General features: G+C 63.7%; 13 protein-coding genes. 4 read left to right on the top strand and 9 right to left on the bottom strand.

The genetic code is table 11. From position 1 onward, the window contains the following. Positions 1-11: 11 nt before the first annotated feature. The 3 genes from AC3WWH_RS15425 to AC3WWH_RS15415 all read right to left on the bottom strand — a co-directional run bounded on the left by AC3WWH_RS15425 (position 12) and on the right by AC3WWH_RS15415 (position 6,944). Positions 12-2,420, bottom strand: coding sequence for a circularly permuted type 2 ATP-grasp protein (locus tag AC3WWH_RS15425; protein WP_058325244.1), 2,409 nt, complete (start codon positions 2,418-2,420; stop codon positions 12-14). Continuing rightward, the gene (locus tag AC3WWH_RS15420; protein WP_058325243.1) at positions 2,421-5,747 is read right to left on the bottom strand and encodes a transglutaminase family protein; all 3,327 of its coding nucleotides are present in this window, start codon (positions 5,745-5,747) and stop codon (positions 2,421-2,423) included. It lies immediately after the preceding gene. A gap of 162 nt (positions 5,748-5,909) precedes the next feature. Further along, positions 5,910-6,944 (bottom strand): aldo/keto reductase, encoded by a 1,035-nt coding sequence (locus AC3WWH_RS15415; protein ID WP_058325242.1) that lies wholly within the window; start codon positions 6,942-6,944, stop codon positions 5,910-5,912. Between the two features lie 132 nt (positions 6,945-7,076). Between AC3WWH_RS15415 and AC3WWH_RS15410 the strand changes: the two genes are divergently transcribed. Next, positions 7,077-7,988 carry a LysR family transcriptional regulator gene (locus AC3WWH_RS15410; RefSeq protein ID WP_058325241.1) on the top strand — a complete coding sequence of 304 codons (912 nt, stop codon included), beginning with the start codon at positions 7,077-7,079 and terminating at the stop codon, positions 7,986-7,988. On the opposite strand, the gene AC3WWH_RS15405 is transcribed toward AC3WWH_RS15410, so the two are convergent. The 4 genes from AC3WWH_RS15405 to AC3WWH_RS15390 form a co-directional block, all read right to left on the bottom strand. Further along, entirely contained in the window at positions 7,960-9,777 is a 1,818-nt protein-coding gene (locus tag AC3WWH_RS15405) for a GGDEF domain-containing protein (protein ID WP_058325240.1), read from the bottom strand. The genes AC3WWH_RS15410 and AC3WWH_RS15405 overlap by 29 nt on opposite strands. A gap of 305 nt (positions 9,778-10,082) precedes the next feature. Then, the gene (locus tag AC3WWH_RS15400; protein WP_058325239.1) at positions 10,083-10,850 is read right to left on the bottom strand and encodes a VOC family protein; all 768 of its coding nucleotides are present in this window, start codon (positions 10,848-10,850) and stop codon (positions 10,083-10,085) included. Between the two features lie 127 nt (positions 10,851-10,977). Further along, a complete protein-coding gene (locus tag AC3WWH_RS15395; RefSeq protein WP_058325238.1) occupies positions 10,978-11,454 on the bottom strand; it encodes a DUF1579 domain-containing protein in 477 nt (158 codons plus the stop codon). A 103-nt stretch (positions 11,455-11,557) separates the two neighbouring features. Then, a complete protein-coding gene (locus AC3WWH_RS15390) occupies positions 11,558-12,286 on the bottom strand; it encodes a DUF899 domain-containing protein (protein WP_058325237.1) in 729 nt (242 codons plus the stop codon). A 61-nt stretch (positions 12,287-12,347) separates the two neighbouring features. Between AC3WWH_RS15390 and AC3WWH_RS15385 the strand changes: the two genes are divergently transcribed. Next, positions 12,348-12,794, top strand: a complete 447-nt coding sequence (locus tag AC3WWH_RS15385) for a MarR family winged helix-turn-helix transcriptional regulator (RefSeq protein ID WP_057254610.1) — start codon at positions 12,348-12,350, stop codon at positions 12,792-12,794. Positions 12,795-12,907: 113 nt separating this feature from the next. Here AC3WWH_RS15385 and AC3WWH_RS15380 read toward each other — a convergent pair whose 3' ends face one another. Continuing rightward, positions 12,908-13,381: a MarR family winged helix-turn-helix transcriptional regulator gene (locus AC3WWH_RS15380; RefSeq protein ID WP_057254611.1), complete on the bottom strand. Its 474-nt coding sequence runs from the start codon at positions 13,379-13,381 to the stop codon at positions 12,908-12,910. Positions 13,382-13,479: 98 nt separating this feature from the next. Between AC3WWH_RS15380 and AC3WWH_RS15375 the strand changes: the two genes are divergently transcribed. Beyond that, the gene (locus AC3WWH_RS15375) at positions 13,480-13,719 is read left to right on the top strand and encodes a GFA family protein (RefSeq protein WP_373419941.1); all 240 of its coding nucleotides are present in this window, start codon (positions 13,480-13,482) and stop codon (positions 13,717-13,719) included. Between the two features lie 129 nt (positions 13,720-13,848). Then, positions 13,849-14,253: a GFA family protein gene (locus AC3WWH_RS15370; protein ID WP_057254613.1), complete on the top strand. Its 405-nt coding sequence runs from the start codon at positions 13,849-13,851 to the stop codon at positions 14,251-14,253. A gap of 20 nt (positions 14,254-14,273) precedes the next feature. Here AC3WWH_RS15370 and AC3WWH_RS15365 read toward each other — a convergent pair whose 3' ends face one another. Next, positions 14,274-14,702, bottom strand: a complete 429-nt coding sequence (locus tag AC3WWH_RS15365; RefSeq protein WP_057254614.1) for a lipocalin-like domain-containing protein — start codon at positions 14,700-14,702, stop codon at positions 14,274-14,276. Between the last annotated feature and the right edge of the window lie 58 nt (positions 14,703-14,760).

Raw genomic sequence — 14,760 nt, 5'->3', positions numbered from 1 at the left:
CCCTTCGCCCGCTAGCCGAGATAGGTTCGCGCGAGCAGATCGGACAGGCTTTCGAGATCCCGCTCCAGGCGATTGTAGACACCGAGGTTCATCGCTTCCGGCGTCATCACCGCGAGGCCCGAATGCAGGCGCATCGCCTCGCGGTAGAAGGGTGACATCTGCCCGTTGACGAAGGCGTTCGGCAGCAGTTCCACCTCGGTCTTGATCTCGTTCAACTGGTAGAGCACCGAGCGCGGGTTGAGCGGGTCGAGCGCCAAAAGGTCGGTCACGGTCAAGGCGGCGGTGCTGACATTGTAGCGCCGGCGGTGGGTCATGACGCTGTCGCCGATCTCGAGCAGCATGTCATAGGCGCCGTCGGGTGCATCCGTGCCCGACATATGGCCGAGCAGCCGCGTCATGTGAAGGCCGCGCTCCAGGTATCGGCCGATCGACAGAAAGCGCCACCCGGTGAAACGGTACATGTTTTCATGCACGAGACCGGCAAAGCCGGCGAGCTTGCGGAGCAGCACCGTCATCGCGCGGGTCGCATCGTCGCCGGCCTGCACCGTCGCGTGAAACTTGCGCGCCGTCTGCGACAGGTCGTTGAGCGCCAACCATCCGTCCGGGGAGAACCGGTCGCGGATGTTGCCGGCGCTGAAAAGGGCGCTGGAGATGTTGGCAAGAAGACTGTCGGGCACCGCCTGGCGCGTGTCGATGTCCAGCGCGCCGAGATAGTCGCTGACATCCCTCAGGAGCGGCAGGTCCGGATCGGCGGTTTCGGCGAAGCGGCCGTGCCAGGCGCGCAGGATGCGCAGCGCCCCTTCCGAACGCTCGATGTAGCGGCCGAGCCAGAAGAGATTGTCGGCTGCGCGGCTCGGCAGGCTTCCCGGCATGTTGCGGGTAAAGCTTTCCTCAGCCGGAAGCAGTGTCGTGCGTTCCACCGGCCGGTCGCTGACGATCCAGACGTCGGCGGCAGTGCCGCCTGCCTGCATGGCGATTGCCGCGACATCGTCGCCGGAGCCGATGCGGGCGAAACCGCCGGGCATGATCTGCCAGCCGTCACGGGTGCGTGCTGCAAAGACGCGCAGGCTCATGGGCCGTGGCGTCAGCCGGCCGCGAACCCAGGCGGGGGTGGTCGAGAGCGTGACGACCTCCTGGCCGACGAGATTGCCGCCCTCGGCGCCGAGCCAATCGGCGATCGAGGCGCGGGCATTCTCGTCGAGCGTGGCGCCGAGCACCGACTGGCCGTTGTCATCAAAAAAGGGGCGCGTCGCATAGGCCGGGCCGATGACCATGCGATCGAGGTTGGCAGCGACCTGTTCGCGCTCGGCCGGCTGTCCGCACCACCAGGTGGCGATCGAGGGCAGCTTCTGCTCTTCGCCGAGCAAATGGTGGCAGATCGCCGGGAGGAAGGCGAGGAAGGCGCGTGTCTCGACGATGCCGGTGCCGAGTGCGTTGACGATCGAGACGGAGCCGGCGCGAAGCGCCTCGACGATGCCGGGTGTGCCGATATGCGAGGACTGGTTGAGCTCGAGGGGATCTGCAAAGGCGGCATCAAGGCGGCGCCAGAGCACGCCCACCGGCTTGAGGCCTGCGACGGTTCGCACCATCACCCGGCCGCCCAGGACCGTCAGGTCTTCACCTTCAAGCAGCATGAAGCCCAGGTAGCGGGCGATATAGGCGTGTTCGAAATAGGTCTCGTTGGCGATGCCGGGCGAAAGCACGGCGATGCGGTCATCCGGATGCAGCTTGCGGCTCTGAAGCGCGTCTCGGAACTCACCGAAGAAGCCCGCCAGTCGGTGGACATGGGATTCGGCGTAGAGATTGGAGAAGGCGCGCGTGGTCGCGACCCGGTTCTCCAATGCGAAGCCGGCGCCGGAGGGCGCTTCCGTGCGGTCCGAAAGCACCCACCAATTGCCGTCGGGGCCGCGGCCGATCTCGAAGGATACGAAATGCAGGAAATGACCATCGGCCGGCTTCACACCGACGAGCGGCCGCAGGAACTCCGGGTTTGAAGCGACCAGTGCAGGTGGCAGGAGGCCCTCGCGCACCAGCCGGTTCTCGCCGTAGACATCGGCGACCACCTTCTCCAGCAGTTCGGCACGCTGCACGAGCCCTTGTGAAACCGTTGCCCATTCCTTCTCGTCTATCAGGACGGGGATATGCGACAGCGGCCAGTTCCGGTCAGAAGCCTCCTTGGCACCGTAGACACGGTAGAAGACGCCAGCGTCGCGCAGGTAGCGGTCGGCGCGGGCGAAGCGGTTGGCAAGTTCCGTTTCGTCGAGCCGCCCCAGGGTCGCGAGTAACCGCTGCCAGACGGGGCGGACATTGCCCTCCCGGTCGAGCATCTCGTCGGCGATATCAGGAAGGGCGCGGTAACCGAAGACCGGATCGTCCTCGGTGCCGCGATGGCTCTCGGCGGCTGATTGCTTCTTCGCCATTTACGCTCCTGGCGGACGCCTGAGATCAAGCGTCATCGGGAATTCCATCGACGGGCTTTCCGGGCGTAGCGGATATCCTCCTGGCGTATGACCCCAGGGCTCGAACCGCGACAGGCGCCGCGCCTCCGCCTCGTTGCCGTTGACCGGAAACGTGTCGTAGCTGCGCCCACCCGGATGGGCGACGTGGTAGATGCATCCGCCAATCGCCCGATTCGACCATGTATCATAGATATCGAATGTAAGGGGAGTGTTGACCGGCAGGACCGGGTGCAGGCCCGAGGCCGGCTGCCAGGCCTTGTAGCGGACGCCGCCAACAGCCGAGCCGTTGGAGCCGGTGCGCGTCAGCGGCACGGGCCGGCCGTTGCAGGCGACCGCGTAACGCTCGGGGTTGGCGGTATCGAGCTTGACCTGGAGGCGCTCGACCGAGCTGTCGACATAGCGCACTGTGCCGCCGATCGCGCCCTGTTCGCCCATCACGTGCCAGGGTTCGAGCGCCTGACGGATTTCGAGCCTGGCGTCCTGGTATTCGACCTCGCCGCAGAAGGGGAAACGGAACTCGAGCTGGGCCTCGAACCATTCGGGCTTCAAGTCGAAGCCGTGGGCGCGAAGATCGGCGAGCACTTCGAGAAAATCCTGCCAGACATGATGCGGCAGCATGAAGCGATCATGCAGCGTCGTCCCCCAGCGCACGAAGCGGCCATCAACAGGGTGCTTCCAGAAGCGGGCGATGAGCGCGCGCACCAGCAATTGCTGGGCAAGCGACATGCGGGCGTTCGGCGGCATCTCGAAGCCGCGGAACTCGACGAGGCCGAGACGCCCGGTCGGACCATCCGGCGAGAACAGCTTGTCGATGCAGATCTCGGCACGGTGGGTGTTGCCGGTGACATCGACGAGCAGATTGCGGAACAGCCGGTCGATCAGCCAGGGCAGGGGTGGCGGAGTCGCCGAACCCGGCATCGGCACCTGGGCAAGCGCGATTTCAAGCTCATAGAGCTGATCGTGCCGGGCCTCGTCGATGCGCGGCGCCTGCGACGTCGGGCCGATGAAGAGGCCGGAGAACAGATAGGAAAGCGACGGGTGGCGCTGCCAGTGCAGGACGACGCTCTTCAGGAGGTCCGGACGACGCAGGAACGGGCTGTCATTGGGATTGGCGCCGCCGACGACCACATGGTTGCCGCCGCCGGTACCGGTGTGGCGCCCGTCGATCATGAACTTGTCGGCGCCAAGCCGGCTCTGCCGCGCCTCTTCGTAGACCGCCGTGGTGATATCGACGCAATCCTGCCAGCTGGCAGCCGGATGGATATTGACCTCGATCACGCCCGGATCCGGCGCAACGCGGATGACGTTGATGCGCTCGTCCTGCGGCGGGGCGTAGCCCTCGATGTGCACGGGCAGTCCGATCGCGGCTGCAGCGCGTTCCGCGGACGCGATCAGGTCGAGATATTCCTCGACGCTGGCCATCGGCGGCATGAAGACGCAGAGCCTGCCGTCGCGCGGCTCGACGCTGATGGCGGTGCGCACCAGCCCGGCTATTTCGTCGCGTGGCTGTGCCTGCGGGGTTTCCGGTACTTCCGCGGCTTGAAAGCGGGAATGCTGCGGGCGGGCGCTGCTTTCGGCGAAATCAGGCAGATCGTTCCGGGGAACGGTCGGGTCGACCGGATGGATATAGGGATAGGCGGAGGGCGCGACATAGGGCAAGGCGCCGAGCGGCAGGCGATAACCGACGGGGCTGTCGCCGGGAACGAGGAAGATGCGGCCGCGGCGCGTCTGCCATTTCTCGCTCATCCACCGCACGCCAGTGGCACGCGCATTCCAGGCCTGCACAGGCAGCACGTAGCCGGTCGGTGCCGTCAGGCCGCGTTCGAAGACGCGGGCCATGCGGCTGCGCTCTTCGGGGTCCTTCAGCTTGGAATTGGAGGGATCGACGTTCTCGGGGAGGTTTGCCTCCTTCAGCAGCCAGTCGGCGGGATCTTCGAAGGCCGGTTGGACCATCTCGGTCGGCACGCTCAATTCGCCTGCCATCAGATGCAACAGACGTTCGGCGTCCTTCGCGGTGACGTCGTGGTGGCCTGCCTCCTCGGCGATGAGGTCGGGGCGGCGCCAGATCGGCACGCCGTCCTTGCGCCAGTAGAGCGAGAAGGTCCAGCGCGGCAGGCTTTCGCCGGGATACCACTTGCCCTGGCCATAGTGCAGGAAACCGCCGGGCGCGAAGCGTTCGCGCAGGCGGCGGATCAACGCGTCCGCCTTCTCGCGCTTGGTCGGGCCGACCGCGTCAGTGTTCCACTCCTCGGACTCGAAGTCGTCGATCGAAACGAAGGTCGGCTCGCCGCCCATCGTCAGCCGTATGTCGTTTTCCTGGAGCACGCGATCGACCTGTTCACCGAGCGCGTTCAAGGCTTCCCAGCTTTCGTCGGAGAACGGCTTGGTGATGCGCGGATGTTCCGCGACACGTGTCACCTTCATGTCGAAGGCGAAATCGGTTCGGGTGTCGGGATCGCCGAAGAAGCCGCCGGAGATCGGCGCGGCGTTGCGATAATGGGGCGTTGCGGCAAGCGGAATGTGGCTTTCGCCGGTCAAGAGGCCCGAGGTGGGGTCGAGCCCGACCCAGCCGGCGCCGGGCAGGTAGACCTCGGCCCAGGCATGCAGGTCGGTAAAGTCGTGGTCGGTGCCCGAGGGGCCGTCGAGCGCCTTGAGATCCGGCGTGAGCTGGATGAGATAGCCAGAGACGAAACGGGCGGCGAAGCCGAGATTGCGCAGGATCTGGACCAGCAGCCAGCTCGAATCGCGACAGGAACCGCGGGCCGACGTCAAGGTGTCCTCCGGCGTCTGGACCCCGGGCTCCATGCGGATGACGTAGCCGATTTCGTTTTGCAGGCGCGCATTGAGCCCGACGACCATGTCGATGGTGCGTTGCCGCGAGCGGTCGACTGTCGCGAGGAAAGCACCAAGCGCCGGGCCGACCGGTTCCGGCGTCATATAGATCTCAAGATCATCGCTGAGATCTGCAGGATAGGGGAAGGGCCAGTGCTCGGCCTCTTCTTCGACGAAGAAGTCGAAGGGATTGTAGACGGTCATGTCGGCGACGAGATCGACCTCGATCTTCAACTCGCTGACCGGATCGGGAAAGACGAAACGGGCAAGGTAGTTGCCGTAGGGATCCTGCTGCAGGTTGACGAAATGATTGGCGGGCGAAACCTTCAGCGAGTGGCTGATGACCTTCGTCTTGGAATGCGCCGCGGGCTTTAGGCGAATGATCTGCGGCGACAGCCTTATGGGACGGTCATAGGTGTAGTGGGTCAGGTGATAGATACTGGCCTTGATCGACATGCCGAATTTGATCCCCTTTGTGGTAGGTCTTGCGCCCCCATCTCCGGGAAGTTTGTGCAATGCAAAGTAAGAAAGCAAGCGCGAAAGTGGCTGAGGAAAATCAAGGCGCTGCAGCGCTTTCGCACGCCCGTTCAGGCGTGCGAAAGACTGGCTCCATTGCGGTTAGACGAGCGGCGGGTTGATCCGCGCAAATCCTTCCTGGCGGTAATAGGGGAAGTAGGGATAGGCCGGCGTCGTCTTGCTCGCTTCATCGAGTCGGGCGATCTGTTCCGGCGACAGCGACCAGCCGACGGCACCAAGGTTCTGGCGGAGCTGCTCCTCGTTGCGGGCGCCGATGATGACGCTCGAAACGGTCGGGCGCCCCAGGAGCCAGTTGATGGCGATCTGCGGAACCGTCTTGCCGGTCTCCTCGGTCAACTGGTCGAGCACGTCGACGACGTTGTAGAGCTTCTCGTCATCAACTGGCGGGCCGAAGGCCGCGGTGTCGTGCAGGCGGCTGCCTTCCGGCCAGGGCTGGCCGCGGCGGATCTTGCCGGTGAGACGGCCCCAGCCGAGCGGGCTCCAGACCATCGCGCCGACGCCCTGGTCGGCGGCGAGCGGCATCAGTTCCCATTCGTAGTCGCGGCCGACGAGCGAATAGTAGACCTGGTGGGCGACATGGCGCACGAGGCCGTGCTTCTCCGAGACGGCCAGAGATTTCATCAACTGCCAGCCGGCGAAGTTGGAGGCGCCGATGTAGCGTAGCTTGCCGGCGGTAACGAGGTTATCGAGAGTCGATAGCACCTCATCGACCGGCGTGCCGGCGTCGAAGGCGTGCAGTTGCAGGAGGTCGATGTAATCGGTGCCGAGCCGCTTGAGGGCGTCGTCGACGCCTTTGATCAGGCGCGCTCGCGACGTGCCGGCATCATTCGGCCCGTCGCCCATCGGCAGCGCGATCTTGGTCGAAATCAGCACGGCATCGCGCCGTCCCTTGATCGCGGCGCCGAGCACGCTCTCGGAGGCGCCGTCCGAGTAGACGTCGGCCGTGTCGAAGAGGTTGACGCCGGCTTCGAGCGAAATGTCGATCAGTCGTCGCGCTTCGGCTGCGTCGCTGTTGCCCCAGGCGCTGAAAAGCGGCCCCTTGCCGCCGAAGGTCCCAGCGCCGAAGCTCAAGGCCGGCACCTTCAGTCCCGATGATCCAAGCCGTCTGTATTCCATGTCTTCAATCTCCTCGTTGGCTTTGTTCGCGCGAGACACCGGCCGTCGATGCTCGCTTCAAGGAGAAGGTGGTGTTGGGGGCATTTGCGATGTAGACCTCATGAAGGAACATCATTTGTGAGTTGAAGTCACATGTCGCGCTTGACGATCAATCGTTCTGGGGAGATGGCGGTTTTTGCCAAGGTGGTGGAGCTTGGCGGCTTCTCGGCTGCGGCAAAAGTCTGCTGCATGACGCCCTCGGCTGTCAGCAAACTCGTCCAGCGACTGGAGGAAAGGCTTGGCGTCCGGCTCGTCAACCGGTCGACGCGGCGGCTGCAACTGACGGCGGAAGGCTGCGTCTTCTATGAGCGGGTCGTACGCATCCTCGCCGACATCGACGAGGCGGAGCGCTCGGCGGGCGCCGGCGAAACGCCGGAGGGCCGGGTGCGCCTCAATGTCAGCGCGTCCTATGCGACGCATGCGTTGATGCCGGTGCTGCCCGAATTCCTGTCGGCGTTTCCGGCGGTCTCCCTCGATATCCTGCAGACCGATGCGGTTGTCGATCTGATGGCGGAGCGGGTCGATATCGCCGTGCGTGCCGGTCCGCTGAAGACATCGAGCCTGATCGCACGCAAGCTCGGCACCACATCGATGACGATCGTCGGTGCCCCATCCTATCTCGATCGTTTTGGCGTGCCTCGTACCATCGAGGATATCGATGTGCACAACCGGCTGAGCCATAGCTACGCACGGGCGTTCGATGGCTGGCCGTTGCTGTCGAATGCAGAACAGATCGTTCTGTCGCCGACGGAACGGGTGCGGGTCAGCGATGGCGAGGGCTTGCGCCAGCTTGCGCTTGCGGGTGTGGGCCTTGCCCGGCTTCCGACCTTCACGGTCAGGGAAGATATCCAGGCCGGCCGGCTGCTGCCGCTGGTCGAGCATCTCAATCCCGGTGATATCGAGACTTTTCATGCCGTGTTTCTCGGCCAAGGCGGAGCCTTGCCGTCGCGTGTGCGGGTCGTGCTCGATTTTCTGGCTACGCGCGCGCGGATTTCGTCTTCGTGAAGTGGGAAAGGGTCGCCTCTGCCGGGTGGCCGCAGACGCGGTTGCGGCCTTCGGATTTGGCGCGATAGAGCTCCGTGTCGGCGCACTCGATCAGGTGCTTCCAGCCGCCGTTTGCGGTTCGGCCCTCCGCCACGCCGAAGCTGGCGGTGACCTTCAGTTGCTGTCCATCCGCAACGACGATCGGCTCGCGCGCAAGGTTGGCCCGGATCCGCTCCGCCAGCGCAAGGGCCGACTCGATGTTGTCGCCGGGCGTGATGACCGCGAACTCCTCGCCGCCGAAACGGGCGACGAGATCGGAGTTGCGCACGGAGTTGCGGATGACGCGGGCGATTTCCTTGATCACGATGTCGCCGACCAGATGGCCGTGGGTATCGTTGATCTGCTTGAAATGGTCGATGTCCATCAGGATCAGACAGGCGTCCTGGCTGCTGTCGGCCGTGTCTTCCGCGCCGCCGATGAGTTCCAGCGCCCGGCGGTTGAGCAGGCCGGTCAGCTCATCGGTTTCAGCCTGATGTTCAAGGTGCTGCATCAACAGCGCGCGTTCGTCGAGGCGTTTGCGCAGCACGTCGATCGCGTCGAACAGGCGCCCCATCTCGCCTTCACCGCCCTTGCCCTGAAGGCGGGCGATCGGACGGTCGTTGGCGAGCTCGATGATGCTGTGGCGTGCGATGAGCAGCGGTTCGAAGACGAGCGAGCGGGCGCGGCGCATCAAAACCAGCAAGACCAGGAACAGGGCGAAGGTCGCAAGGCTGGCGACCGCTAGCTTGACCGAGGCCCTCGTCTTGTTTGCCGCAAGCCGCGCGACGGTCGCATCCATGAAGGCACGGCGAAGATCCTCGAGCGGCTTCATCTTCGGGACGAAGCGGTCGGTCAATTGCTCGGCGGTCATTGGATAGGCGCCCGATTGTCTGCCGATGGCGACGATGCTGTCGATGATCGCAAATCCTTCGCCGAAGAATTCGCGGTCGATCCTGGCGAGATCTGCGATATTGGCCGGTTTCAGACCGGGAAGGGCGCCGGGCTTGCCGACGATGGACCAGATTTCCTGCAGCCTGCCGCGTGTGCGCTCGCTATCGGCGATGTTCTTTGCTTCGAGCGGCTGGCCGACAGCAACCGGGGCCATGACCTGCGAGCCGAGGCGACCGCCGTCCTCGCGCAGATTGGCGAGCATCTGTGCCGCAAGTGCGATGCCGGCAAGGTTCGCGTCGGTGTTGGTCAGGCGTTGGATGTTCCAGTCGATCGCCGGGCGAAGCGCGTCGATGACGCCGAACATTGCCTCGATCGTCGCCTGGATCTCCGTCAGGTCCCGCTGTTCGGGCGGAAGCGCGGCAATGCGGTCGATCTCGGCGCGCGCCAGCATCAGGCGGCGGCGAACTTCGACCAGAATGGGCGAGAGGGCGCCGGCAGGTTCGGTGCGGCTGGCACCGTCGATGTCCTCGGTGAGCTTGGCGAGCGCCGCGTCGCTGCGGGTACGAAACTCGGCAAGCCGGGCCTGGACCGGCGAACCGGGTGCCACGCCGATGCCGAGCACGCCATTGGACGGGCCGCGCTCGGCCGAGAGGTAGTTTGCAGCGTCGAGCACGCGGCAGAAGGCCATGACTTCGGTCAGGTTGCGGCGAGCGATGACGAAATCGCTATAGGAGGCGGCGATGATCTCGGTGGCGAGCACGCCGGTGCAGGCAACGACGATGGCGAGCAGCCATTGGAGCTTGCGGCGCAGCGCCTTCGCCGTGCGCGCTTCTGCAACGCCCGTTTCCGGGGGCGTATAGCTGCCGCCTTTGTTCTTCATTTACGCGAAGTTGCTCCACTCATGTCGCCGCTCATCGCTTGGGCTGTCGCGACAATTCTTGTCGTGTGACAAGAAACCCATCCGAAATCAGTGTGCTCGTTGCCCCTGTTATCGTATAAGGTGTTAAATAACCTTGAAATACCCTGAAATACTAGGGGTCGCTCCGCAACCGAGGGATGCGCGTGGTGCAGGGCAGCGGCTTGCATTCCGTCACCGCACAGCGCCCATCGGATAGAAAAGAGGCCCGCCTCCTGATGGGAGGCGGGCCCTGTCTCATGCGCGTGCTTGTCGGTTGACGCGACCGTTCAGCGCTTCGGCGCGACCAGCGCGAAAAGGGCACCTTGCGGGTCGAGCGCCTGGACGATCCAGGCGCCGCCGGGCACCTCCATCGGCTCGAGCACGACCTTGCCGCCACCGGCCTTGATACGCTCGATCGATGCGTCGAGCGCAGGCACGTTGATGTAGTAGAGCCAGTAGGGCGCGGGCACTTCCTTCGGCTTGGTCATCATCCCGCCGATCGGAGCGCCGCCATGGGCAAAGATCTGGTAGGTGCCCATCTCGCCCATGTCCATGCCCTGGTCCTTCGTCCAGCCGAAGAGCTCGGCGTAGAAGGGGAAGGCGGTGTCGAGGTCGCCGGACGCGAGTTCGTGCCAGCCGACGAGACCGGGCGACATCGGATCGGTGACCGGCGGCGGATCGCCCGTACCCTTGAAGATCGCGAACACGGCGCCGTGCGGGTCGGTGACGACGGCAAAGCGCCCAATGCCCGGGATATCATCCGGCGCCCGATGAACCTTGCCGCCCTTGGCGGCGATCTTGGCGGCGGTCGCATCGACATCGTCGACGCCGACATAGCCGAGCCAGGCGGGTGGTACCTTCATTTCGAGCGCACCTTCCGGCATCGTCATCAGTCCGGCAACCGGCAGCTCGCCGATACTGAACAGCGTGTAGCTCATGCCGGGCATGCCGGCATCGCGGGCATCCCAGCCGACGACGTCCTTATAGAAGGTCTCCGCCGCGGCCATGTCCGTCGTCATCAGTTCATACCAAACAAATTTGCCGTGATCTGCCATTGCCTTCCTCCAGTTTGCTAGGCGCGGCGCATTTCGTGCCGCTTGGTTGCATGTTCGAAAGGACCGTCGCCGGAGCGGGTTGAAGCGGGACGCGGCCGGGAACCGAGCATCGTCGCCGATCCCGCGGTCAATCCCGGCGCAGATACTCCGCCGTCATCATGTCTTTCCAGCTTCCGTCCGGCGCCTGCACTTGCGCCGTCAGCAAGCGCCGGGAGTGATCGAGGAGCGTTATGACGTCCCGGTACCGCGCGGTTCTGCCGGGGTTTTCGAAATCCGGTCCATCGCAGTAGAGAGACAGGGATCTGCCTTCCGCATCCAGTTCGCCGTCATAGACCCACATGTGGGTCAGCATGGAGCCGACCCAGGTGCCGATGTAGCGTTTCGTCTCGGGATTGTAGCCGAGCGTCATGAGCGTTTCGCCGAAGCTGCCGCCCGGCATCGTTCCCTGACCTTCGCACACGATCCAAAGGCCCTGAAGCGAGCGAACGTGTTCGGTCCAGGGGCCGCTCCCGTCGGGCTCGCCATCGGATCCGGTCGTGCGAACGTGCCAGTCGCCCAGCATTTGTTCGAGCCAGCGGTGCGCTTCTTCCGGTTCTGCTTTCACGGGATTTCCTTCTTGGTCCGGGCACAGATCATCGACCCGGCACGCGAGCGTTCTGGAAACGATTTCGCAGGCGAAAGGTTCCGCCCGCGAAGGACGAGGAGGGTCAGCCTGCCTTGCGCCCGCGCTCCTTTTCGTACTCGTCGTGGCGGCGGACGAAGCTCATGGTGTGGTCTTCGTTGCGGCCCTTCGGCGCGCGGTCGAGCAGCATCAGCGTGCCGACCAGTTCCTCAAGACCGCGGGCATAGGACGAATAGGTGTGATAGATCGCGCCGTCCTCGCCTTTCTGGAAGGCGCTCAGTCCTGGCAGTTCCTCATGCGCGTTGGCGCTTTCGATCTCGGTGAAATTGTAGGCGACCTTGCCGCTTGCGAGTTCGTCCGGAGAAAAGGCGACGTGGTAATCATGGTTGAAGCCGTTGCCCTCCGCAGAGACCCAGGGGAAGTGCCAATCCATGCGCTTCCTGTAGGCTTCGATCTTCGCCAGCGGCGCATTCGATGCGGCGATCAGCGTCACGTCGTGGTGGTTGAGGTGTGGCAGCATGCCGGCGAAGTGGTCGACCAGGAAGGAGCAGCCGGGGCAGCCGGCCTCCCAGGTGGGGCCGAACATGAAATGGTAGACAATGAGCTGACTGCGACCGTCGAACAGTTCGGACAGCGACTTGCGTCCGGTCACCGTGTCGAAAACGTAGGTCTTTTCCATCTTCACCCAGGGCAGAGCCAGCCGGGCGGCATTGACCTTGTCGCGTGCGTGGGTGTGTTCCTTTTCCAGCGCGAGCAGAGTTTTGCGCGCTTCCAACCACTCCTGAGGCGATACGACTGCGTGGTCCTGTCTCATGCCCGTTCCTCCTTCCAACGTTGCACTTGACTAATTACGTTGATATCAACATTAATCAGCCATGTCAAAGATGCCTTTAATTCCGTTCGAGACCACCCTGCATGTGAAGGATACCTGCCTCTGCCTGCATGTGCAGCGTGCCGCGCGTGCCATAGCCCGCCGGTTCGATGAGGCGCTGCGGTCCCTCGATATCACCAATGGGCAGTTCTCCCTGCTGATGTCGCTCAATCGTCCTGCGCCTCCGAACATGGGATCGGTTGCGTCGCTGCTCGCCATGGACCGGACGACGCTGACTGCGGCGCTGAAGCCCTTGGAACGGCGCGGCCTGATCGAGAGCTTTCCCGACCCGGAGGACCGAAGGTCGCGGCGGCTGCGGCTGACGCAGGAGGGCGCAGCGCTGCTGGCGCGTGCCATACCCATCTGGAAGGCATTGCATGAGGCGCTCGATCCGGTACTTGGCGAAGGTGGACCGGACCGCCTGCGCGCGGATCTCCTGACACTGGCTTGAACGGCGGTTGCTTAGAGCGCCGTGCGTTCAAGTGAACGCACAAAGGACGCTCTAGCACTTTGAATCTAGAGCATCTTTCCGCCTCCAGTGATTCCACTTGAGAGCGGGATGCTCTAGGGGGCGGGATCTTCCGGTGAGGATCGTTCCTTGAGGACTTCGATGATCTCCGCCATCAAGGCCGAGGCCTGTCGCAGGCGTCTTTCACCCAATTCGGCACCGAGCCTGTCGGCCCAAGCCGCCTGCCGCTCTTTGATTTCGTGCAGCGCCGTTTCGCCGGCCGCCGTCAGGACCATGAGTTTTGCCCTTTGGTGGGTCGGATTGTCTCTGTAGGCGATCAGGCCTTCCGCTTCCAACAGGTCGGCGATGCGCTGCACGCCCTGGCGCGCGAGGCCGAGGGCGCGCGCGGCATCGGCGACCGACATGGGGGCGTGGTTTGCCGCTGCCAGTACCTGCCAGCGGGCGCTCGTCTGTCCGGAAGGTTTGGCGAGTGCGTCGCCGGCCTGCGTCAGCGGACCGGCAAGCCGCAACGCGGTTATCGCAAATTCCGCAAAGGCGTCGCCGGCGTGCGTGCGTTCAGGGTCTTTCATGTTGACAGTGCCACCCGTTGTGTGAAAATTTTTGCATGACATCATGTTGTCATGATGCTCTCGTTTCAGCAAGCCCTTTCAGCAAGGGAGAGGAGAGCATGGCGAAGAGGACTTACAAGGGCAGCTGCCATTGCGGCAAGGTGCGATACGAGGCGACTTTCGATCTCGATGCCGGGACGGCCAAGTGCAATTGCGCCTTCTGTATCAATGTTGCCGCTTGGATGATGTCGATCCGTCCGTCCTCGCCCAGGTGTCGGTGGAATATCTGGATGGCCGCAACGACCGATGGGATGAAAGACCTGCCGAGGTTCGTCATCTCTGACGGACGCACCGCGTAACTGCTTTCAGTTGACAATATGTTGTCAATGTGCAAATGAACTGTATGGGCCGTAATCTGACAGCGTGTTGTCAAATTGGTGGGCGGCAAAGCGGGGTCTGCCTGGGCCCGGAAAGCAGGAGTGACGGTTATGAAACTGACCTATAAGGGAAGCTGCCATTGCGGAAATATCCGCTATGAGGCCGATGTCGACCTCGATGCCGGCACCGGCAAGTGCAATTGCTCGATCTGCTGGAAGCGGCGCTATTGGGGGGCAATCGTAAAGCCCGACGGTTTCCGCTTGCAGTGTGACGAAGCCAACATCGCCGACTACCAGTTTAGCAGCAACAGCGTGCATCACCGTTTCTGCAAGATCTGTGGCGTCGCGGCCTTCGGCCACGGCTACATCGAGGAGATCGGCGGTGCCTATTATTCGGTCAACGTCGCCTGCCTCGACGATCTCGATCCGGCGGTGCTCGCCGACGCGCCGGTGCAATATATGGACGGACGCAACAACAACTGGTTCCACGCGCCGGCCGAGACGCGTCATCTCTGACGTCTGGAAATGGCGGCTGGTCACATCCGACGAAACTCGAGATTGTATGTGACCTCTTCTCCAGTCCGGGGGTCGATGGCTGGTGCGCCGTAGATCACCAGCCTGTCGCCTTCCACGTAGAACGGGCGGATCAGATCGGACATGCCCCAGGCCGGGTTCCAGCTCGCATCCAGCTGGTGGATTACCCGGCCATCCTCAAGCCTGTAGGATCCGGCATAGGCGAGCATCGAATCGAAGAGCGCCGCCTTTTCGTCGCTCGTCGGTACGGCGCCTTTCAATGCGGGGCGATCACGCCTCACCACGACGGCGCTGACGCGGCCATCGGGATAGTAGGAGAGGTAGCCGATAGGATCGGCCCCCATGGCATCGCTGGTTTCGCCGGTGGCGACAACCTTGCGTTTCCAGGAGAGCATCTTCCAGGTGCCGAGCAGTTCGGAAGCGTTCGCCATGACCCACCTGTTTTAATCTTAGGGTAGCCTAAAATAACAGATGCACGCGGCCGGGCAA

The sequence above is a fragment of the Ensifer sp. EB106-03-01-XG145 genome, from assembly GCF_058792075.1.
Note: the sequence above shows the minus strand (reverse complement) of the source record. Positions and strands in the feature narration are given on the sequence as shown.